At 70.8% G+C, this 20772-nt stretch carries 22 protein-coding genes, 1 tRNA gene and 3 pseudogenes; 11 read left to right on the top strand and 15 right to left on the bottom strand.

Annotated features, from left to right (window positions below):
* The 6 genes from AB0D85_RS33750 to AB0D85_RS33775 form a co-directional block, all read left to right on the top strand.
* On the top strand, positions 1-839 hold an 839-nt coding region (locus tag AB0D85_RS33750), incomplete at its 5' end, for a helix-turn-helix domain-containing protein (RefSeq protein ID WP_362328642.1).
* Positions 840-1039: 200 nt separating this feature from the next.
* Entirely contained in the window at positions 1040-1642 is a 603-nt protein-coding gene (orn, locus tag AB0D85_RS33755; protein WP_089105167.1) for an oligoribonuclease, read from the top strand.
* Between the two features lie 114 nt (positions 1643-1756).
* A tRNA-His gene (locus tag AB0D85_RS33760) sits at positions 1757-1829 on the top strand.
* Between the two features lie 408 nt (positions 1830-2237).
* The gene (locus AB0D85_RS33765) at positions 2238-3581 is read left to right on the top strand and encodes an endonuclease domain-containing protein (protein ID WP_362328644.1); all 1344 of its coding nucleotides are present in this window, start codon (positions 2238-2240) and stop codon (positions 3579-3581) included.
* 188 nt (positions 3582-3769) lie between these two features.
* Complete coding sequence (locus AB0D85_RS33770; protein WP_362328646.1) at positions 3770-4000, top strand: antitoxin; 231 nt, start codon at positions 3770-3772, stop codon at positions 3998-4000.
* Positions 3997-4419 (top strand): type II toxin-antitoxin system VapC family toxin, encoded by a 423-nt coding sequence (locus tag AB0D85_RS33775; protein ID WP_362328648.1) that lies wholly within the window; start codon positions 3997-3999, stop codon positions 4417-4419. The genes AB0D85_RS33770 and AB0D85_RS33775 overlap by 4 nt, the downstream gene beginning before the upstream one ends.
* Positions 4420-4607: 188 nt before the next feature.
* On the opposite strand, the gene AB0D85_RS33780 is transcribed toward AB0D85_RS33775, so the two are convergent.
* The 6 genes and pseudogenes from AB0D85_RS33780 to AB0D85_RS33805 all read right to left on the bottom strand — a co-directional run bounded on the left by AB0D85_RS33780 (position 4608) and on the right by AB0D85_RS33805 (position 7640).
* On the bottom strand, positions 4608-4805 hold the full coding sequence (locus tag AB0D85_RS33780) for a hypothetical protein (protein ID WP_362328803.1): 198 nt from the start codon (positions 4803-4805) through the stop codon (positions 4608-4610).
* 131 nt (positions 4806-4936) lie between these two features.
* Positions 4937-5545: pseudogene (locus AB0D85_RS33785) on the bottom strand (tetratricopeptide repeat protein); the annotation flags it as partial.
* Positions 5546-5925: 380 nt separating this feature from the next.
* Complete coding sequence (locus tag AB0D85_RS33790) at positions 5926-6258, bottom strand: fumarylacetoacetate hydrolase family protein (RefSeq protein WP_362328650.1); 333 nt, start codon at positions 6256-6258, stop codon at positions 5926-5928.
* Positions 6182-6466: a fumarylacetoacetate hydrolase family protein gene (locus tag AB0D85_RS33795; protein ID WP_362328653.1), complete on the bottom strand. Its 285-nt coding sequence runs from the start codon at positions 6464-6466 to the stop codon at positions 6182-6184. The genes AB0D85_RS33790 and AB0D85_RS33795 overlap by 77 nt, the downstream gene beginning before the upstream one ends.
* Before the next feature lie 46 nt (positions 6467-6512).
* Positions 6513-6617 carry an Rv2993c-like domain-containing protein gene (locus tag AB0D85_RS33800; protein WP_362328789.1) on the bottom strand — a complete coding sequence of 35 codons (105 nt, stop codon included), beginning with the start codon at positions 6615-6617 and terminating at the stop codon, positions 6513-6515.
* A gap of 354 nt (positions 6618-6971) precedes the next feature.
* Positions 6972-7640, bottom strand: a complete 669-nt coding sequence (locus tag AB0D85_RS33805) for a helix-turn-helix domain-containing protein (protein WP_362328655.1) — start codon at positions 7638-7640, stop codon at positions 6972-6974.
* Positions 7641-7740: 100 nt separating this feature from the next.
* Between AB0D85_RS33805 and AB0D85_RS33810 the strand changes: the two genes are divergently transcribed.
* Complete coding sequence (locus AB0D85_RS33810; RefSeq protein WP_362328657.1) at positions 7741-8733, top strand: 4,5-dihydroxyphthalate decarboxylase; 993 nt, start codon at positions 7741-7743, stop codon at positions 8731-8733.
* 54 nt (positions 8734-8787) lie between these two features.
* Complete coding sequence (locus tag AB0D85_RS33815; RefSeq protein ID WP_362328791.1) at positions 8788-8976, top strand: DUF1427 family protein; 189 nt, start codon at positions 8788-8790, stop codon at positions 8974-8976.
* Here AB0D85_RS33815 and AB0D85_RS33820 read toward each other — a convergent pair.
* Together AB0D85_RS33820 and AB0D85_RS33825 are read right to left on the bottom strand one after the other, a co-directional pair.
* The gene (locus tag AB0D85_RS33820; protein WP_362328659.1) at positions 8940-9260 is read right to left on the bottom strand and encodes an integrase core domain-containing protein; all 321 of its coding nucleotides are present in this window, start codon (positions 9258-9260) and stop codon (positions 8940-8942) included. The genes AB0D85_RS33815 and AB0D85_RS33820 overlap by 37 nt on opposite strands.
* Positions 9244-9770 (bottom strand): annotated as a pseudogene (locus AB0D85_RS33825) (IS30 family transposase); the annotation flags it as partial. The pseudogene AB0D85_RS33825 and the gene AB0D85_RS33820, both read right to left, overlap by 17 nt.
* 6 nt (positions 9771-9776) lie before the next feature.
* Between AB0D85_RS33825 and AB0D85_RS33830 the strand changes: the two are divergent.
* On the top strand, positions 9777-9938 hold the full coding sequence (locus AB0D85_RS33830) for a hypothetical protein (protein WP_362328805.1): 162 nt from the start codon (positions 9777-9779) through the stop codon (positions 9936-9938).
* Here the strand turns inward: AB0D85_RS33830 and AB0D85_RS33835 are convergent.
* The 3 genes and pseudogenes from AB0D85_RS33835 to AB0D85_RS33845 form a co-directional block, all read right to left on the bottom strand.
* Positions 9881-10171, bottom strand: a pseudogene (locus tag AB0D85_RS33835) (IS3 family transposase); the annotation flags it as partial. The gene AB0D85_RS33830 and the pseudogene AB0D85_RS33835 sit on opposite strands and share 58 nt — an antisense overlap.
* A complete protein-coding gene (locus tag AB0D85_RS33840; RefSeq protein WP_362328661.1) occupies positions 10149-10430 on the bottom strand; it encodes a transposase in 282 nt (93 codons plus the stop codon). The pseudogene AB0D85_RS33835 and the gene AB0D85_RS33840, both read right to left, overlap by 23 nt.
* Before the next feature lie 71 nt (positions 10431-10501).
* Positions 10502-11116, bottom strand: a complete 615-nt coding sequence (locus AB0D85_RS33845) for a hypothetical protein (protein ID WP_362328663.1) — start codon at positions 11114-11116, stop codon at positions 10502-10504.
* Positions 11117-11305: 189 nt separating this feature from the next.
* Between AB0D85_RS33845 and AB0D85_RS33850 the strand changes: the two genes are divergently transcribed.
* Both AB0D85_RS33850 and AB0D85_RS33855 read left to right on the top strand, forming a co-directional pair.
* Complete coding sequence (locus AB0D85_RS33850; RefSeq protein WP_362328665.1) at positions 11306-11560, top strand: hypothetical protein; 255 nt, start codon at positions 11306-11308, stop codon at positions 11558-11560.
* A gap of 276 nt (positions 11561-11836) precedes the next feature.
* Complete coding sequence (locus AB0D85_RS33855) at positions 11837-11989, top strand: hypothetical protein (RefSeq protein ID WP_362328807.1); 153 nt, start codon at positions 11837-11839, stop codon at positions 11987-11989.
* A gap of 219 nt (positions 11990-12208) precedes the next feature.
* On the opposite strand, the gene AB0D85_RS33860 is transcribed toward AB0D85_RS33855, so the two are convergent.
* The 4 genes from AB0D85_RS33860 to AB0D85_RS33875 are packed head-to-tail and all read right to left on the bottom strand — an operon-like array spanning position 12209 to position 20612.
* Positions 12209-13492, bottom strand: coding sequence for a TIGR02679 family protein (locus AB0D85_RS33860; RefSeq protein ID WP_362328667.1), 1284 nt, complete (start codon positions 13490-13492; stop codon positions 12209-12211).
* On the bottom strand, positions 13482-17603 hold the full coding sequence (locus AB0D85_RS33865) for a TIGR02680 family protein (protein ID WP_362328669.1): 4122 nt from the start codon (positions 17601-17603) through the stop codon (positions 13482-13484). The genes AB0D85_RS33860 and AB0D85_RS33865 overlap by 11 nt, the downstream gene beginning before the upstream one ends.
* A complete protein-coding gene (locus AB0D85_RS33870) occupies positions 17600-19024 on the bottom strand; it encodes a TIGR02678 family protein (protein ID WP_362328671.1) in 1425 nt (474 codons plus the stop codon). The genes AB0D85_RS33865 and AB0D85_RS33870 overlap by 4 nt, the downstream gene beginning before the upstream one ends.
* A 40-nt stretch (positions 19025-19064) precedes the next feature.
* Complete coding sequence (locus tag AB0D85_RS33875; RefSeq protein ID WP_362328673.1) at positions 19065-20612, bottom strand: TIGR02677 family protein; 1548 nt, start codon at positions 20610-20612, stop codon at positions 19065-19067.
* Positions 20613-20772 lie beyond the last annotated feature (160 nt).

Raw genomic sequence — 20772 nt, forward strand, 5'->3', positions numbered from 1 at the left:
CGCCGCCCGAAGAAGCGCTGGACGCGCTGCGCCGCGCCCATGAAGAAGGGGCCCGCATAGTCGGGCTGTGCACGGGCGCGTTCGTGCTGGCCGCCACCACCCACTGGATGTACGCGCCGACACTGGCCAAGCGCTATCCGTCGGTGCACGTCGACCCGCGAGAACTCTTCGTGGACGACGGCGACGTCCTCACCTCGGCCGGTACGGCGGCCGGGATCGACCTCTGTCTCCACATCGTGCGGACGGACCACGGCAACGAGGCTGCCGGGGCACTGGCCCGCCGCCTGGTGGTCCCGCCGCGCCGCTCGGGCGGTCAGGAGCGCTACCTCGACCGGTCTTTACCAGAGGAGATCGGCGCCGACCCGCTCGCCGAGGTCGTCGCCTGGGCGCTGGAGCACCTCCACGAGCAGTTCGACGTGGAGACCCTTGCGGCACGCGCGTACATGAGCCGTCGTACCTTCGACCGTCGCTTCCGCTCGCTGACGGGATCGGCCCCTCTCCAGTGGCTGATCACCCAGCGGGTCCTGCAGGCGCAGCGCCTGCTGGAGACGTCGGACTACTCGGTGGACGAGGTGGCGGGCCGCTGCGGCTTCCGCTCCCCCGTCGCCCTGCGCGGCCACTTCCGCCGCCAGCTGGGTTCGTCCCCGGCTGCGTACCGGGCGGCCTACCGGGCACGCCGGCCGCAGTCCGACCGGCACGAAGCCCCGGAACCGGCCCCGCTGCCGCCGACGGGTCCGCTGCCGGTCCAGTATCCCGAGGGCGTACTGCCGATGCAGACCCGCAGGTCAGCAGCGGTAGGCCTGTCGGCAAGCCTGCCGGGGCCCCGCACAGGCAGCTGACGTGCGGTCTGCCCACCCGACTGGCTCGGGTGGGCAGACCGCACGCCCTCGCGACGGCGCCCGGCCACATCTCAGCCCGTCCGGCGCTTGAGGACGAGGCCGCAGGCCGATGACGCGGGGGTCCGGGGGCGGCAGCCCCCGCAGACGTCGACGCCGTACCGGGGGCACCCAAACGCGGACGTCAGCTTTAGGGTGGTCGCATGAACGATCGCATGGTGTGGATCGACTGCGAGATGACCGGCCTCTCGCTGTCCGACGACGCGCTCATCGAGGTGGCCGCCCTCGTCACCGATTCCGAGCTGAACGTGCTCGGCGAGGGCGTGGACATCGTCATCCGTCCGCCGGCCAAGGCACTGGAGACGATGCCGGAGGTGGTGCGGCAGATGCACACCACGTCCGGCCTGCTCGACGAACTGGCCGGCGGCACGACGCTCGCCGAGGCCGAGGAGCAGGTCCTGGCCTATGTACGGGAACACGTGAAGGAACCCGGCAAGGCCCCGCTGTGCGGAAACTCCGTCGGCACCGACCGCGGCTTCCTGGCCCGGGACATGGCCGCCCTGGAGGGCTGGCTGCACTACCGGATCGTCGACGTGTCCAGCGTCAAGGAGCTGGCCCGGCGCTGGTACCCGCGGGCGTACTTCAACAGCCCCGAGAAGAACGGCAACCACCGCGCCCTCGCCGACATCCGCGAGTCGATCGCCGAACTGCGCTACTACCGCGAGGCCATCTTCGTACCGCAGCCCGGCCCCGACTCGGACACCGCGCGGACCATCGCGGCCAAGCACGTCCTGCCTGCGGAGTAGGCATACGGGAGGTCTCCGGAGGGGCTCCCGGAAAGCCGTGCGCGAGCACCCCTTCGGACCCTGTACACTTTTTCTCGGCCGGTCGGAGAAACCACAAAGTCGCCGCCGGTCGTGGTGGGTGTAGCTCAGCTGGTAGAGCACCTGGTTGTGGTCCAGGATGTCGCGGGTTCGAGTCCCGTCACTCACCCTTGCATGAAAGGCCCCTGGCCTGCGGAAACGCGGGACAGGGGCCTGCTTGTCGTTTGGTCACGGCCGAACTACGGCCCATACAACCGGGATTCGAGTCGCCCGGGAAGAAGCGATAGCCGTAAGTCCGTATGGAATCTCACCTAAAGCATGCATCCAGTCGCGGACCGTGCCGTCTCTGTACATCGATCCGCCGGTGAGTGACGGGATCCTGATCAGGGACGAAGGACGCGAGGAGGGCAGTGGTGCTGCGGAGCGGAGCAAACCGTCGCGGCACTGACGCCGAAGCCAGCCTGCGGTTGTTCCCGCGTCCGCGCCCGTCCGGGCCTGGTTGAGAAGTGCGCCGCGTTGTCGGGGGCTGGCAGCCAAACAGGCCCCTTGGCTCGTTGCAGGCCGTTAGCCTGTCGGTATGTCAGAGCGTGTCAAGCCAGGTCGCGCCCACGGCCTGATCACCCTGGCTGCCGCGGACGCTCTGTGGGTCGGTCTGACGGCTGATGGTGCCGTGCCGACGGCTCCTGGGGCCTTCACGTGCTCTCCCGCCCGCGCCTGGGTGGGGTATGTCCTGCTCGGCGACCATGCGGTGACAATGGTGAGGGCGAGCGGCGGTCAGTGGAACGTCCCGGAGGATGAGGTGCGCCTGGCGGCCACAGAAGTCAACGCGGTGGCGATGGACCGACACGACATGGTCCGCATCGGCCCGTTTCGTGGAGCGCCGAGGCAGGGATGCAGCGAGGAAACGCCACTGCGTTGGCGCCGACGCATCGCGGAGGAACTGCAGGAGTCGGGCGGCCCCCAGCGGGCAGCACGACGTGAAGCCGGCCGGCCGCACCATCTGGCGGGGATCGACTGGCGGCAGATACTCGTGGAACAGACCCGCGACGGGACGCATCGGACGTGGTGGCTGCCGCGTGCCGTGGTCAGGCTGCTCGACGCGGCCGAGCATGCCGAGACGCGGTGGGTGCAAGCCGCGCGGACCCGACAGGCGAGCGCAGCCGTCACCGAGCCGTCCTCCCGCCCCCGACGGGCCCGAGACGCCGGGGGTCGGCAGACGGCGAGCCCCGAGAGACCCACCGCCTCACCACGCCCGTACGACAAAGAGCTGGAAGGCCAGCTGTACTCGGTGCTCAGCAGGAAGCCCGGCACCTCCAGCAGGGTGGCCGGGTGGGCGTGCGCCGTCTGCCGCACTGAGCCCGCCACCGTGCTCGACCACTGCCACGAACACGGCTACGTCCGCGCCCCCGTCTGCCAGTCCTGCAACACGCTGGAACGCCCCGACCACCTGTACAACAACGACATCCGCGTGGCGAACCGCTACACACGCCTCTTCCACACCGACACCGACAACTGGCTCCGCCACTGGCACCGCTGCCCCGGCTGCCGCGCACGCACCACCCTGCCCCTGCCCCACCTCGCCGCATGGACCGCCCACACAGCCTGCGGACCGCTGCGCCCGACCCACCCCGCCCCCCGCGGACGCAAACCCTGCGGTGTCCTGCGCGTGTCCTGGACAGGCAGTCAGAACGCCCCCCGCTCCTGCCTGCTCACCGTCACCGTCGACTTCTGCCCCTCCGGCGAACACCGCATCCTGGCCCAAGTCCCCTACCGCGAAGCCGCCGAGCGATTTCGCATCTGGTTGGCGGAGACGGCCCCCGCCGTGGCCGCCGCGGCCGGTCCTGACCGCTTGGACGGCCTCCCGGCCCAGTCCCGGCCAGTCATCGCGGACACCAGCGGCAAGAACCTGGAACTGTTCTGAACGGACACCGGAGCCCTCGCGCACGGCCATCAGACGCACCCGCCTCGGCCGTTCCGGCCGTCTTCGCTTGTTGGGATCGGCGAGATTCTTCTCTCCCGCTGCGTTGCACATCCCCTGTCCGAACTTCCCGACTGCCTGCGCCCATTTCGGCGACTGCACATCGCCTGCAATGCTGCTAAAATGATGGCATGACCGCGATCACCATCCGGGACGTCCCGGACGACACACTCAACGCCCTGAAGGTCCGCGCCGCACAGGCGGGCAAGTCGCTCCAGGCGTACGCCCTGGACCTTCTCGCCCGGGAGGCCGCCAAGCCCACCCTCTCGGAGATGGCCACACGCCTGGAACGTGAAACACGCGCCGAGCTCAGCACGACCGACATTCTCGACGCCATCGAGGACGGGCGGGACCGTCGTTGATCGTCATTGACTGCTCCAGCCTCGTGCACTTCCTCCTCGACCACGGCAGGACCGGAACCGCGATCCGTGAGCGGCTGAGCCGCGCCGACATCCTCGCAGCGCCGGGCCTGCTGGACTACGAGATCACCTCGGCCGCCTTCGGGCTGGCTCGCGGCCGACGAGGGGACAAGCCGAAGATCACGGAAAGGGAGGCCCAGAAGGCAATCACCGACTACCAGACCCTCGCTCTCGATCTCCACCCCACGCTGGTCCTGTGGCAGCGCGTGCGCGAGCTGTCGAACAACCTCTCCGTCTACGACGCGCATTACGTGGCCCTCGCCGAAAGCCTCGGTGTCCCGCTGATCACCAGCGACGCCAGGATCGAGCGCAGCGGAGTAGCACGCTGCACGATCGAGACCTTCGAGGCATCCAGCACCTGACTCCAGCGGTACCGGCGCGTGGGGTTCCACAACCCATGAGCGGCCGGCGAGGCCCCATCGGCGTCCGGCCCGGACCTTGCCGCGGCACCGGCTCGATCACGGCCTGCCGGCTCGACCTCCTCGGGCCTCCAGCGGGGCCGTGCGGGCACACGTGCACTGCCGTCGCGTGAGTGACGAACTCGGCGACCTCAAACCGCGTCGTGCAGGAGTGAAGCAGCTCTGTTGTAGACGTCGAGGGCCTGCTGTTGCCTTCCTGCGCAGGCCAGCGCACGAGCAAGGTTGTACAGAGCCTTTCCCTCCTCGCGCTGGTTGCCGACCTCGCGCAGAATCCCGGCAGCCCGGGTGTGCGCGTCGATGGCCGGCTCGAAGCTGTTGAGGCTCTGCAAGGCTCCCCAAGGTTGTTGAGGGCCTCGCCCACCTGGCCGCGACTGCCGTGCTCTTCGAGCAGGGGAATCCATGTTCGGTAGATGTCGGCGGCTTCGTTGAACTGGCCGACCTCCAGCAGCGCGACCCCGAGGCCGAAGAGGGCTTGGCCTTCGTCATAAGGGGTGCCTACCTCCTGCGAGAGGGCCGGCTCTCGCCGATGCGCGTCTATTGCCTGTTCGGGCCTGCCGAGCCGGGTCAGAGATCGACCGAGGTTGCCGAGGGCCTGGCACTCGCCGTACCGGTCACCGATTTCCTGGCAGATCTCCAGGTCTGCCTGCTGGGCTTCTGCTGACTGCTCATACAGCCCCAGATCCGAGAACAGCCCGCCCACGTGGCCGAGGGCTACGGCTTCGCCTTGGCGGTCACCAGCCAGCTGGAGTGCTGCGCCGGCGCGGAGGAGGGTGTTGAGCGCCTCCTCGATCCTGCCTACGTGAGCAAGTACCGCTCCGAGGGATGCGAGTATTCGGCCTGCTGGTGCGCTCACTTGCTCGAAGCAGTCGAGGGCGCGGGGGCGGGCGTCGATGGCCTCATCGAACCGGCCTGTCTGCGCAAGCGCCGTACCGAGGTTGTCCAGTGCCATGCCCTCACGGCGCCGGTCCCCAAGTTGTCCGGCAGCGGCCCGGCACTGCCCGCAGGTTTCGATGGCCTCTTCGAATCTTCGGGCTCCGCTGAGCGCGTTGGCCAGGTTGCCGAGCAGCATTGCCCGGTTGAGCTGCACAACTGACCGGGGGTGCTCGAAACCGTCGGAACACTTGGCACCGGCTTTCGTGCCGGGGCGTCCGGTCGGCGCTGCGGGCACGGTTGTCAATGAACGGCTGGATCCGTGTCACGTGCTCCAGCGCAGAGGACGTGACACCGATCCAGTCGTCGAAGTAACGGCGTCGGTCGAGGAAGCGGGCGAGGCTGAGCGCAAGGCCGGTGCCGAGGAGAGGATCGCCGGCGCTGCAGACGTCGGTGGCAATTGCGACAAGGTTGGGGTATTCGGCGTCCAACCAGGCCAGTGCCTGAACAGAGTCGGTGAACCGCGGCAAGCCGCGGCCATCGGTGTCGAGGGCGGGCGAGTCCGCACCGTCGCGCGAGTCACGTCGCCAGCCGATTTGTGCGGGGTTCGTCAGGGTCCCGATTCCCTCGATCGTGACCGACACGTTCTGCCCGCAGGTCACCGGGCCGCCCTCCGGGGTGCCGTTCCGGGATCTTGTGGATCAGCGGCGACGTGCGCGAGCGTTGCTTCACCGCGCCGTCCACCTCTGTGCGCAGCTCCAGGTCCGCGGGGTCGATCGACGTCTCGATCCACGGGCCGAGCGGGCAGGGGGGCGAATCCCTTGGCACGTCCCCTCTACCCGTCGGCCTTCTGCAGGTCGCGGGCGCTGAGATCGTTGGCGATGGTGTAGCCGAGGATGACGCTCGCGGCACGCTCGGCGGGCACGTTCTTGGCCGGCAGGCCGATCACTATCGCGAGCTCACCCTCGGAGTCCATCCGCTCGGACGCCGTGGGCAGCACGATCGCCACGTTGTGTCCGATCAAGTTCGTGGACGGCTTGAGGAACGTCATCGGCGCCGAGGGCACCTCGTTGCCGAACTCCGCCGCGTGCGTCGCGTAGTTCCGCCCGACGGCGATCACCTTCGACGGAAGGATGGGCCGCGAGCAGCCGCACGTCGGCCAGTGGTCAGCGTTTGCCCGTGAAGTTGGTCCTGCCGAAGGGATGTTCGGCGACCTGGAGGACCTGGTCTTCCTCGATCGATACGAACGCGACGCCACCTGACTGAGCAATCCGAGCTACGTGACCTGCGGCACAGCCCGTGGTCGCGAGTTCCGCGCCGTGCCTGGCGCTGCGCCCGGCCGGCTGCCACTCGGGTCCCGTCGCGCAGTTCGCACCCGGCGCCCGACGGCCCCTCGGGGCCGAGGATCCGGCGGCTCGTCATGGTGTCCGTGCCAGCAGCTGCGGTGATGCGGTTTCCGCACTCGCGGCGTGCCTTCCGCCGGGCCTGGGCCATACCCACCCGCTCCTCTGCGACGTGAGATGTCGAAGTCCGGACGGTGGCCGTTGAGCTGCCGGAGTAACGCGAGACCTCGGGCGACGGTCGCCGGGGCCGGGGTATCGGTACATTGCGATAGCGCGTGGAGTTCAGGGCTCCACGTGCCGCGCTTGCGGATTTTCGTCCCGCGGTGGTGCGTGTGTGCAGCCGAGGAGCATCTGGATGTCGTCGGCGATTCCTGCCGTGTTGGTCAGTCCGAAGCCCACGCGCTGCAGCAGGCACCCGTGCAGCAGGGCCATCACCACCCGTGCTCCACGCTCGGGTTCCACGGCGACGGGGACGGCGCCGGCGGCCTGGCCTCGGCGAAGGGCGTCGGTGATGCTGGCCAGCATCCCTTGGAAGCCCTCGACGGCGCGGGCGCGCACCGTCTCGTTGCGCAGCAGTTCTGACCAGCTCTGCACCCCACAGCGCAGCAGTTCCTCGACCGGCACCTCGCCCCCGGCGGGATCGATGATGGTTTCGGTGCTCAGCGCGTCGAGGGAGGCGGCCACCAACTCGACGGGGGAGGCGTGGTCGGTTGTCGCCGCCAGCTGCTGGACCGGGGCGAAGACGAGCCGGAAGGCGTCTTCCGCGATGGTGAGGATGATCTCTTCCTTGTTCGCGAAGTACCGGTAGGCCGCCCCGGCCGAGACACCGGCCTCTGCGGCGATGTCGGGCATGGAGGTCTGGTGGAAGCCGTCGCGTGAGAAGCAGCGACGCGCGGCCGCCACGATCTGCGCCCGCCGGGCCTCGCGACGCTCAGGGGTAATGCGCGGCACAGTTTCAACCTCCAACGTAAATGACCATTCACCTTGACAGTGCGGATCCCCTGGCCCACCCTAAACGTGAATGGTCATTCACGGAAGTGAGAGGTCCCTGATGAGCACACCCCTGCGCGTCGCCGCCTACACCTACGAGCACACGGAGGCGCTGCTCGACGGCCGCGTTCCGATCGACGGGGCGGACGCGACCCTCGAGACGGCCTCGCTGGTGTCGGACATCTTCCGGCGCACCATCGAGCGGCGCTACGACGTCGCCGAGTACGGCCTGACCTACTTCTTGCGCACCTTCGACCTCGAGGACTCGCCGTTCCTCGCGCTGCCGATCTTCCCGAACCGCAACTTCCGGCACTCGTCCGTCTTCGTGAACACCGCGGCGGGGATCGAGAAGCCGCAGGATCTCGCGGGCAGGACGATCGGCGAGTTCGCGATGTTCGGTCACGACCCTGGCGTGTGGATGAAGGGCATCTTCTCCGACGAGTACGGCCTGACGCCCGACCGGTCCCGCTGGGTCATCGGGGGCACCGACCACCCCATCCCCGCGTTCGACTGGGTCCCGCAGCCTGTGCCGGACGGGGTGGACGTGCGGCACGCGGCGGAGGGCGAGACCCTGGGCGCGATGCTCGAGTCCGGCGAGATCGATGCGCTGATTTCGGTCGACGTACCCCAGTCCCTGCTCAACGGCTCGACGAAGATCGCCCGGTTGTTCCCGGACTACGAGACCGTGGAGCGCGACTACTACCGGCGCACCGGGATCTTCCCCGCCATGCACATCGTCGCGGTCCCCCGGGAACTGGCAACGCAGACCGACCTGATGATCTCGATCTACCGTGCCTTCTGCGAAGCCAAGGAACTCACCCAGGAGAAGTACCGCCACGGTGCCCTGAAGCAGCACATGGGCGTCATCACTCCCTGGTTCAGCAAGCATTTCGAGGAGAACCGAAAGCTCCTCGGCGAGGACTGGTGGCCCTACGGCCTCGAAGCGAACCGCAAGGTCGTCGACACGTTCCTGCGCTACCACCACGAACAGGGCCTCTCCAAGCGCCTGCTCACCAGCGAGAACATCTTCGTCCCCGCGCTGCTCGACACCTGAGCGGCACGGACACCTGGTCGGCGGGAAAGGGACACCTTTGTGGCGTACATCGAGATGGCCGTAGTCGGCCTGCTCGTCGGGGCGCTCCACGCGCTTGCGCGGATCAAGTCGCCCGCGCCTCCATTGATCGCCATGGTGGGCCTCGGCGGCATGCTCATCACCGCTACCTGGTGGAGTGTCAATCCCCTCGATCTGTGGAGACCTTCCTATGCGGCCAGTTCCTCGGTGAGGCTGGCCCGGTAGTTGTGTTCGTAGTCGATCGGGCTCTTGAAGCCGCACACGCTGTGTAGCCGGCGGCTGTTGTGGAAGTCGGTGATCCAGGTCGCGATTCGGATGCGGGCTTCGGCGCGGGTGCTGAAGGTGTTCCGGTGGACGTATTCGACCTTGAGCACGCTGTTGAACGCCTCGCTGACGGCGTATTCGAAGCACGAGCCGGCCCGGCCCATGGACTGGAAGACGCCCAGCCGGCGGCAGGCCCGGCGGAACTTCCGAGAGCCGTATTCGGCGAGTTCAACCGGTCGTTGCAACACCGGGCTGTTGTAGCGAGCGTAGCTGCTCGCCGAATACCTCGGCGGGAGTCTTCCAGCCTAGGATCTTGCGGGGTCGGTTGTTGATCGCCAGGGCGACGGCCTCAAGGTACTCGGCAGACCACCTGGCCAGGTCGGTCCCCTTGGGAAGTACTGGCGCAGCAGCCCGTTCGTGTTCTCGTTCGTCGGACGCTGCCAGGGCGAGTGCGGGTCGGCGAAGAACACCTTCGTCCCGGTCTCGAGCGTGAACTGGGCATGGCCGGAGAGCTCCTTCCCGCGGTCCCAGGTCAGGGTCCTGCGCAGTTGCTCAGGCAGCCGCGTCACCGACGCCATCAGCGCGGCGTTCATCGCGGCGGCGCCGTAGCCGCCCAGCGACGGGCTGTTCCTCTCCGGGGGCTTGTGGGCCCAGCCCTCCAGCCGGGGCAGGCGGACCAGGATCGTGGACCGGCTGCTGCGCTCGACGAGCGTGCCGATCGCGGACCGGCCGGTCCCGATGACCAGATCACCCTCCCCACGATGCCAAGGGCGGCCGGCCGCCGGCCCGGCCGGGTCAGCCCCCGCCGTCTGCACACCTTCCGCGCGACCAGGCCGAACTCGGACATGATCTTCGCGATGGTGTTCACCGAGACCCGCCGGCCCTGCCTCACCAGCCTGATCCAGATCTTCGGCGAGCCGTAGGCGCCGCCGGAAGTGTCGAACTCCTCCCTCACCGCTTCGATCAGATGCTGTCTGCGCAGCTCACGCTGGGTGGGCCGGCGGGTGCGGTGCTCGTAGAACCACGACTCGCTCACGCCCGGAGCGCGACAGGAGACGCGGTGCGAAACGCCGTACTCGGTCCTGAAGTCGCTGATCACCCCGACGACGGACGCCGGGTCCGCCACGGCTACTTCACCCACAGGACCATGCAGCATTCGAGGACTCACGCTCCATGACCAGCTCCTTGTTGTCCCGCTTGAGGTGGGCGTTCTCCCGCCGCAACCGCTCCGGCTCGTCGCTCCCGCCCGCCGGAGCGGCTCCTGCCCTGCGGGCGCGGGAGACCCAACTCGCCAGCGCGGTCTCGTTGATCCCCAGGTCCTCGGCGACCTCGGCGATCGTCTTGCCGGACTCCGTGACGATCCGTACGGCCCCCTCACGGAACTCCGGATCAAACTTCCGCCGCTTCTCCGCCATGACTTCCAACTTCCCCTGCAGTCACGGTCTTCACGCTACGAGGGGAGGGGCATTCCCGCGGTCAGCTTTCTTTACGTCCTCGACAACACGCAGCAGCTCGGCCGCTCGGACAGCCACAGATCTGTCCTCGTCACGTGCCAGCTTCCGGGCGAGATCAGGAGGTACCGCACGCGGCTCCACCTTGACCACTTCCAGCAGGTCCGCGCCGCATAGTCCCAGTCGTCCTGCGCGCGGCTTGCCGCCATCCTGTCGAAGACCGCACGGGTGGCAGCTCGGTGGAGCAGGAGCTGGTTCGCACCGGCTCTGGCCGCGGCATGCACGTACCAGTCCTCCGTGCTCGGCTGGCTAAGCCTGCCCAGCAGAGGAATGGGTACACGACCAGGAATCGACTCCGCCCACTGCCACATCACCACAGCCGCACTGCTACGCAGGGAGAAATCGGCCGACACGGCCTGGTTCTTCACGTCTTCGATCTCGATCAGCATGGGATCCAGCCGGCCAACAGCCTCGAGAAGCGAGTAGGTGAGCAGCTGAGTGGTGTGGTCATCCATCGTTGTGGCCACCCCAAGCATCGCCTCGATGGTGGCCCGCTGTTGGTCCCGGCGCAGAGGCAGGAAAAGCCGGTTCACACGGCGCTCCGCTTTCTCGTGGTCGCCGAGGCCCAGTCCGTCGAGAAGCTGCTCCACTTGTAGCGCGACGTCTGAGATCGGCGGGGAGCCACCCGGCTCAGGCGTGGCTCCGCCACTGGCACCGCTACCCCGGCTGCCGCGCACGCACCACCCTGCCCCTGCCCCACCTCGCCGCATGGACCGCGCACACAGCTTGCCGATCACTGCGCCCGACCCGCCGAGCCCCTCACGGGCGCAGGCCCTGCGGTGTCCTGGACGGGCAGTCAGAACACGCCCCGCTCCTTCCTGCTCACCGTCACCGTCGACTTCTGCCCCTCCGGCGAACACCGCATCCTGGCCCAAGTCCCCTACCGCGAAGCCGCCGAGCGATTTCGCATCTGGTTGGCGGAGACGGCCCCCGCCGTGGCCGCCGCGGCCGGTCCTGACCGCTTGGACGGCCTCCCGGCCCAGTCCCGGCCAGTCATCGCGGACACCAGCGGCAAGAACCTGGAACTGTTCTGAACGGACACCGGAGCCCTCGAAGATCTACAGGCCGCTTCCGGCACTTCGACGAGTTGACATGGTGTGCAGCTTTCGATGAGTTGACCGGTCGTTGCGGGCGAAGCCGTGAGCGGTGACACCGCACCTGAACGAACGTCAGCGTCGGCTGTCGGACAGGGCGGAGGCCCGGCAACTCGGTCACGATGGATCGCCGCCGCACTCGCGGTGGATCCGTCCCGTCACACGGCCCTGCGTACCCTGCTGCTTATCCCGTTGCCTACCGGGCGGGTGCCCCGCGTGATCGGCATCGGCGATTTCTCCCTGCCCCGGCGGCGCCGCTATGCCGCCGTGGTGATCGACGCCGGGACCCATGAGCGGATCGACGTGCTGCCCGACCGCACGGCCGACACGCTGGAAGCGCGGCTGCGCGAGCATCCGGGTGCCGCGTGACGAGATCTTCCAGACCCTCATGGAGCGATGATCGCCGAGGCGGCGGCCCGCGACGACGTTTCCAGCCCGGTCAGCGTGGACTCGACGTCGCCCGCTCCCTGAGATGACACCACCGTTCCAGTCAGCCCAGGGGGCTCGGGCACTGACGCCGACTCCCCGGTGGATGCCGCCCGGCGCACCGTGGTGGACGGATCGATCCGACCGCCACCGAACGCCGGTTCAGGCGCGGGTGAGGTCGGACAGGAGCGCGGGCAGGAGGCGTTCCTCCATGACCGCGCTGCCCGACGCCTCCATCGCGAGGGCCAGTCCGGGGTCCCAGGGGCTGGCCGCGGGCGGTCCCGCGAGCGGTGTGGACTCGCCTTCGCCGACTGCCGCCGTGTAGTCGGCGGCAGTCATCCGCCAGGGGCGGGCACCGTGGCGGGCCACGGCGTCCGCGGTGATGCGCAGGCCGGCCCAGTCGAAGTCGGCGCGCCAGTGCAGCCGGGCTCCCGCGCGTACGGCGTCGCCGAGCAGTCTGTGGCAGGCGGCGGACGGGACGCCCTCGGTACACACGAGAGCGGCACCGGCGTCCTGGAGTTCGCCGGCGGCGGCGCGCAGTACGGCCGGGTTCTCGCAGACGTAGATGGTGCGGGCGGCGGGGACGACGGCGTCGGTGGCGAGTTGGTGGAGGGTGAGCCGGAAGGGGATGCCGAAGTCGGCGGCATCGCGAAGCCAGTCGCAGACCACGGTGTCGCCCTCGGCTCCGATGTTGAGGACGAGTACCTGGCTGGCGAGGTCGTCGGCGATGGCCCCGGCGCTCTCCCACAAGGCGCGCCGCCCGGCCCGATCACGCGGTACGGCCGCATCGTCGCCGGTACGCCATGCGAGGGCACGCAGGACGAGTTGTTCGAGCGGGGTGCCGGGGACGAGGGCCTTGGTGTCACCGGTGGTCCACTCGGCGAGGACCGGCAGCGGCAGCGGCAGGGCACCGACCGCATGTCCGGGGATGCGTTCCCCGTCACCGGTCAGTCTTTCGAGGACGCGTACCGCCGCGTCCAGGAGCGGCGCGTCCCCCCGACGTACGAGACGGGTGAGGGTGCCGTCGGCGGCGATCCGGTCGAGCCAGGCGGCGAACCATCCCTGCTCGGCGAGCCGGCTGGAGTGGGCCGACGTCAGGGCCTGCTCCCGGCGGGCCTGCTCACCGGCCCGCTCGGCCGGCCGGTCGCGCAGGGGGCCGTGGAGTCGGCCGAGGGTCTGGAGGAGACCGGTGCCGTAGCGGTCGTACAGATACCCGTCCAGGTCGCGCAGGGGTACGGAGAGGCGCTTGACGGTTTCGGGCCGGTAGCGGCCGGTGACGCCGATGACGGTGCGGCGCTCGGCCTCGCTGGGCCCCGTGAGCCCGATGTCGCCGTCGAGCGCGCCGCCGGTGCGCTCCAGTCTGCGGCGGGCAGCGACGAGCAGGCGGGTCCATCCCTCGCCCCGCACCTCGTCGTATCCGTGGCTTTCATGCTGCTCAGCCGACAACCGCGGTCTCCTCGGGGGTCGGGGCGCGCCGGGTGCCGGGCGAGCCGAGGGCGGCGGTGAGGTCGCCGGTGTCGTCGGCGAGGAGCCGGTCGCCGTCCCAGACGAGGAGCAGCGCGGAGACGGTGTGGTCGACGGCGGTGTGCGCGAGGTCGTAGTGGGCGGCGGCGGACACGGAGGCGTGGGCGGCCCACAGGTCGTAGCCGGTCATGAACAGGTCCAGGTCGAACTGGGCTGCCAGCGACATGAGTTCACCGCGCCCGGTGTCGTCGACGCCCGCGAAGGCCTCGTCGAGGGCGAGCAGGCGCGGGGCGTGCGGGTCGGCGGAGTTGAGCATGGCGTGCGCGGCGGCGAACAGCGGCAGGTGCAGCGACACCGACTGCTCACCGCCCGACAGGCGGCTGTGCCGGGCGCGGGTGAGCCGCTCCTCGCTCTTGTCGGGACGTACCAGCTGGAACGCGAACTGCCGCCAGCGCCGGTAGTCGAGGACCTCGGCGAGCAGTTCGCGGTAGGGCTGGTCGCGGTGGCGGGCGCGGGCGGTCTTGATCTGCGCGGCGAAGTGCGTGCGCACCCGGGCGAGACCCTCGGGGCCGAGGCGAGCGGCGCCGGCATCGAGGAGGGCGCAGACGGCGCGCTGCTCGTCGTCGAGGTGATCGGCGAGCAGCCAGCTCACCCCGACCGTGGTACCCGAGGACATGGTGCGCCGGCGCATGTCGGTGTTCATTCGCCTGATCAGGTCGCGGGCGTCGACCGTGCGGTCGTGGATCTGCTGGGCGAGCCGGGTGAGCAGGGCGTCCTCCAGGATGCGCCGCTCGGACTCGGAGAGCAGTTCGGCCTGGTCACGGCGGTGGGAGGCGATCTTCTGCGCGAAGGCCGCCACAGGCAGCGGGCCCTCCTCGTCCGCCACACGCACGAGGATGACCCCGTCGGAGCCGTCCCATTCGGGCCGGTAGTCCTGTCCGGCGGCGGCGAGCTGCGCCTGCAGGTCGTCCAGCGCCTTGGTGAGACGGGTGACGGACTGCTTGAGGCTGCTCTCGGTGGGAGTGAGGTCGCGGGTCGCGGCCAGGACCGCCTCATGGACGGCGACCACGGCCGACGGAAGTGCTTCCCCCGCCCAGTCGGCCTCCTGGGCGGGCCAGGCGAGGCCCGGCGGGCAGCGCAGGATGTCGAGGAGTTCACGGGCGGCGTACGGGCGCAGGGAGCGAGCGGTGTCCTTCTCCTCCGCCGCGGCGACCGCCCCGGCCTCGGCGGCGGCCGTACGGCGGGCCTCGGCCGCCGCGGTGCCGGCGATGGCGGTGTGCTGGGCCGTACGAGCCGCCTCGGCCTCCCTCACCAGGACGTCGATCCCGTCCTCGGTCTCCCGCACCCGGCGCATCACCTCCTGCGCCTCGGCCCCGACGGCTGTCTGGAGGGCTTCGAGACCCGCGGCCTCCTCGGCGTGCCGGCGGCGCGCCGCGCGCTCCGTGTCCGCCGCCGCCTCCTCGTCCCCGGCGGCGACGCCGAGCCGCTCGGCGGCGGCCTCGGCCGCCTCGCTCTGGCGGGCGTGTTCGCGGCGGCGGCCGGCGAGTTCGCGGACCGCCGTCTCGAAGGCGCGGGTGGCGGTCTCGACGGCGTCGACCTGTTCTGGGCGCCCGATCTCGATGGCGTGCTCGGCCGCGGTACGCCGCAGAGCGCGCTCGGTGACCGAGCAGGCGGCCACCGACTCGTCGTACGAACCCTGCGCGGCGTCGGCGGCGTCGCGGGTGGCGCGCAGCCTCGCCGCGGCCCGGTCGAGCTCGCGCAGCGCCTGCGTGATGCCGGTGGTGCGGGGCAGGGCGGCGCGGGCGGCGGCGTACGCCTCCAGGGCGGCGTCCGTACAGGCCTGCAGGCGCGCCAACTCGTCGACCTGGGCGGAGAGTTCGGCCAGCAGTGCCTCGCAGACGGCGATCCGGGCAGCGCGTCGGCGGGCGCGGGCGGTCGCGCCGACGTACTCGGCGTGCTCCTTGGTGTGGGCGCCGACCAGGACACCGGCCGTGTACCGCCCGTCGGGGCCGATGTGCGGGATGCCGGTGACGAGGTCGCCGGTGACGGCGACGGAGCGCAGTACGGCGGTGATCCGGGCGGCGGTCGGGATCGCCGTGCCGGCCCCCGGGCTCTCGGGGCTCTCGGGGCTCAGGAGATCGGCCAGACTCGGGCCGCTCACCGGGGCGCCGGCACGCAGGTAGCCTTCGCTGTGTCCGGCCGCGACGGGGTTGTCGTCGGCGGTGACGAGTGCGTCGAGGAGGCCCGACGCCTCCAGGGCGGCCTCCAGGTCAGCTCGTTGACGTTCTGCCAGGTCCTCTTCGAAGTCGACCAGTTGCCACAACGGGACGCCGTCACCGGGTGCCCGGTCGGCGGTGCGGCCGCGGGCCGGTGGCGGGGCGTCGTCGTGTTCGGCGGCGATCCGGTCGCGTTCGGCCTCCGTCTCGGCGCGGCGGCGCTCGATGTCGGTGCGCCGGGCGCGCAGGGAGGCGAGGGTGTCGCGCAGTTCCTGCACGGCGGGAGTGGTGGCCTCGGTGAGGGTGTCGGCGAGCGTGACCGCCTCGGCCTCGCCGGTGCGTTCGAGGGCTTCGACGAGGCGGCCGGCCCCCTCCGCGGTGAGGAGTTCGCCGTGCGCCTGCGTCCACTGGCCGAGTGCCGTACGGACCTGTTCGCGGGCGGATTCGAGGCCCGACTCGGCGGCGGTCTCCGCGGTCTCGGCCGCGGTGACCGCCTCCTGCGCGCGATCGAGGGAGATCCGGGCGAGGTCGCGGGTCTGCTCGGCGCCGCGTGCCGCCTGCTGGGCGGCACGCACCGCCCGGACGCCCTCGTGGCGGGCGGCGGCGAGCGCTGCGGAGCGGTCGGCGAGATGGGCGGGCTCGGCGTCGGCCGGGGTCCAGGGGAGGCCGGCGGTGTAGGCGTGGTCGGCGACGGCGGCGGCGTCCCGGGAGACGGCAGCGTCGAGTTCGGCGGCGAGCCGGGCGGCGTGTTCGGCCTCGGCGCGGGCGCGGCCGGTGGCGGCCGTACGGCGTTCGCGTTCGGCTATGGCCTGCCGTGCGGTCTGCTCGCAGGTGCGCACCAGGCGTTCCAGGTCGGCCAGTTGCTCGACGGCCTGATAGGCGGCGGAGGAGCGCAGCTGGTCGAGACGGGCGCGCTGGGCGGCGAGCGAGGCGTCGGCCGACTCGGCGCGCTTCTCGGCGGCGGCCTGCTGTTCCCGGGCCGCCGCCAGGTCCGTGGCGGCCGTGCGCAGCGCGGCGGCACGCTCGGCGGTCTCGGCGCGGCGGGCGGTGAGCCGGTCCGCGGCGGCGCGGGCGTGGACCCGCAGATAGGTGGAGTAGCTCGCCAGGAAGGCGCGGGTGGCGTCGTCGGCGGCGGCCAGCCCCTCCAGCGTGCGCTGCACGGACTCCATGTCGTCGAAGGAACGGGCCGCCTCGGCGATCAGGTCGTCGTCGAGCGGGCGCAGGCCGGCGGTGAGGGTGTCGGAGAGCTTGGCCGGGTCGAGGTTCTTGGCGAGCTGCGGGCGGCGCAGGGTGAGGATCAGGGTGAGCAGTTGCTCGTACCGCTCCGGGCCGAGGCCGAACAGGCGTTGGTCGACGGCGGCACGGTAGTCGGCGGTGGAGGTGATCAGCTCATGTCCGAGTTCGGCGGCGAGCTGCTTCCTCGTCATCGGCCGGTCGTCGTGGGTGAGGAGGGAGAAGTCCTCGCCGACACGGCCCTCGGCGACGAAGTGCCAGCGGGCGGGTGTGTCGCGATGCCGCTGGGCGTGCAGCCCGATGCCGCAGGTGACGGCCTCGCCGGTCTCCCGGTGGGTGAACTCGATCCAGACGTAGCCGAGCGCGCTGTCCTGCCCGCGGAAGAGCAGGTTGGACTTCATCGTGCGGTCCTCGGCGGCGAACGGGTTGAGCCGCTTGGGGTCGATACGGCCGTCGAGGACGAACGGGAACAGAACCTCCAGCGCCTTGGTCTTCCCTGACCCGTTGGGGCCCCGCAGCACCAACCAGCCGCCCGCGAAGGAGAACTCCTCGTCCCGGTAGTCCCACAGGTTGATGATCCCGGCGCGGGTGGGAACGAACCGGGCTGAGGGGGCGGGGGCCTGGGTGGGAGCGGGGGTGCTCACGGAGTCGGGTCCTTGGCGATGTCGTCGGCGAACAGGGCTGTCCGGGAGGGCAGTTGGGCCGCCGTACGGGTCTTCACGCGGGCGGTGACCCCCCGGTAGCGGGCGAGCAGCGGAAGCGCGAGGGCCCCGCCGTCGACCCGGGCGATCAGCGACATGCCGGCCAGCAGGTCGAGCGCCTGGTCCAGCAGCCGGTCCGGGTCGCCGCGCAGGTCGGCGGCGAAGCCCGCGCCGTACTCGGCGGTGATCTCCTTGAGTCTGCCCCGGAGCCAGGAGTCCGTGACGAAGGGGTAGCGGGTCTCTGCCGGCTCCTGCCCCTCGTCACCGGGTGCCGCGTACACCGGCACCTCTTCCGGCTCTGCGAGTCCGGCGAGTTCGGCGATCAGCCCACGCGACGGCAGGGCCGCGTCGATACGCCGGGCGCGCGCCGCGAGGCGTTCGGCGGCGGTGGGCGCGGGCAGCAGTTCGAGGGCGTGCCGTCCGGAGCGCTGCACGGCGGCGCTGATCCGGGCGGCCAGCAGCAGCGCTGCCTGCGCGACGGTACCGCCGCCGGGGAAACGGATGTCGGACAGCCTGCCGGAGGTGTCGATGAGCGCCACGCCCTCGGCCCGCCGCTCCACCGTCAGCCCGGTCAGGCGCTCCAGGTCCTCGGCGAGGGCGGGGGCCCGCAGCTGGCCCAGGAGTTCCGTGTCGGCGTCGGCGAAGTAGGCGACCGGATTCTCCAGCACCAGACGGCGGGCCCGGCGGGCCTGGTCGCGGCGCTGCGCCGCACGCCCTGCGGACATGCCCAGCGCACCGGCCGAGTCCAGGAGCGACATGACCGAGGTCAGGTGCTGCAGGACGCGGGTCGGGTGATGGACGGCGAGGAGGATCTCCCGGTCGATGTCGTACAGGGCCTCGGCCCGCTCGGGGTCGCCGGCCCAGGCTGTGGCGGAGCCGTCGGCGAGAGTGAGCGCGCCGCGCTCGGTGAGCCAGGTGACGGCGTCGACGAAGGCGTCCCGGTCGGGCTTGCGCGCGGTGTCGAGGCCGAGTCCGTCGATGCGTACGGCGTCGGCGGCGACCGCGTCGGCCAGCTCGCCGAGTGCCACCTGCGCGCCGTGGCGGCCCAGGGCCGCGAGGGTGAGGACGAGGTAGGCGTAGCGGCGGCGGTCGAAGGGCCGTCCCGCGCGAGTGAGGGCCGGGCGGGTGGCGTCCAAGCCGTCCTGAGCGCGCTGGAGCCGGGCGGTGTCGGCGGTGGTGACGAGCCGGTGGCCCAGCACCTCCATCAGGTCGGTGCGCAGCTGCTCGGCCCAGCGGCGCACGGTCGCCAGCGCCGCCCTGTCCGGGTACCCGGGCGTGATCAGCGGATGCCGCAGCACAAGCCGTACCGCCTTCTGGTAGTCGGCGAGTTCGAGCGGGGAGACGCCCTCGGCGACGCGACTCATGCGGTCCTGCCGAGGTGACGGCTCGTACGGCTCGTACGGTTCATGCGGTGACCTCCAGGCGCAGCCCGTCGAGATGGAGCCGCCCCCGCACGGTGTCGACGGTGGTGGAACCCTCGGCGGGGGTAAGGGTGAGCCGTACGCCGTGGGCGGAGCCCGAAGCGGCGGTGACCCGGCGGCTGGCGGGGACACGGGCGGCGAGGGCCACGTCCAGCAGGGCCAGCAGAGCCCGTGTCTCGGGCTCGTCGAGCGTCCGGCCGTACACACCGTCCGAGGCGAGGGAGTGCGCGGCACCCCGGCGCTCGGCCTGTTCCTTGAGCTGTCCGGCGCGGAGCAGGGCCCGCCGGTCGTCGTCGCGTTCGATGCGGCCGGGGCCGTGCAGGGCGGGGGTGCGGCCGGACTGGACCAGAGTGCGGGCGAGTTCGACCGGTTCCGCCTCCCACCAGGACGTACGCCCCGGGATCAGCTCGGGATCGGCGTACGGGACGGCGATGTGGCGGGGTGCGCCGAGCCCGAAGACCGCCTGGAACAAGGCGTGCGCGTCCTCGTCGCTCTCGCAGGAGGTGAACCACTGGGCGAGATGGCGCAGCTGACTCTCCCGGCTCACCCCGCCACGGCGCGCCTCGGTGACCCGGCGCAGCAGAGCGAGGACGGAGCGGATCGCGGTGACGGTGGCGTCCTGCAACCGCTCGGTCTCACTGTGCTCGCGCTCCGCAAACCAGTGGACGATGCCGTCCCAACGATGCCGCCAGTCCGCCACCCGCTCGGCGGGGCTGCGGAAGAGCCGCTCGTCCGCCTCGGCCGCGTACTCCACCATCCGCTCCACACCGGTGGCCGCCGCCTTCTCGACCGCCTCGGCCAACAGCGGAGCGTAGCGGCCGAGTTCGGCGGTGAACTCCCGCATGTGCGCGAGGAGCGTGTCCTTGTGGGCGAGGAACACCTCGGGCCGGGTGTCGTTGGTACGCGCCAGATCGCCCAGCATGAGATAGAAACGGGCCGCGCGCTGCGCCATCTCGTTCAGCACCGAGTCGAGACGGCCGAGCTTGCGGTACACCTCCTCGCCGTCGCCCGCGGTGTTGGCCTCGGCCAGGGCATGCAGGTCGCCGAGAATGTCGGGGAAGACGAGGCGGGAGAGCTGGGCATCCTCCAGGCTCGCCCCGAGCACGTCCTCCACCGCCCGGTACGCCCGGTACCCGGCCTGGGTGAACTGGTAGACGTAGTGGCGGTTGCGGTACTCGGCGAGGTTCGCGGCACGCGTCCCGTCGTACGACCGGTCCAGCACCTGCCACTCCGCGAGCGCGTCGAGCAGCGGCTGCACACCGGCCGTCCCGCCGAGGCCGCCCGCGGCCGGGTGGTCGACGGCGAGCCGCTCCAGCAGCCCCACCACGTCCGAAGCGTGCAGCAGCACCTGGTAGTTGGCACGCCCGCGGTCGAAGGCCCGCAGCAGCCACAGGTACTCGTGGCGCTTCTCGGCGGCGGCGAAGTGGAACAGCCGCAGCCGGTCGTCGACGGAGAACGCGTCGATGCCGAACGCGCCCTCGTCAACGGGCTCCGAGGCCGAGGGCTCCGCGGCGTCGAACTCGTCACTCACGGATCTGCGGGCTTCCCTTCTCCCCTGTTTCGGCCGGTGCACGTCCGGCCGGACACCACCGGATCCACGCCAGTCTGCCGTACCCCGACCAGCGCGGGTAAGTCGCTCCCCGGCTCATTCCATCTGTGCTATGAAGCGCCCCTCTCACGCCCCCTACCGG

The organism is Streptomyces sp. NPDC048277 (genome assembly GCF_040652235.1).
Lineage (GTDB): Bacteria > Actinomycetota > Actinomycetes > Streptomycetales > Streptomycetaceae > Streptomyces.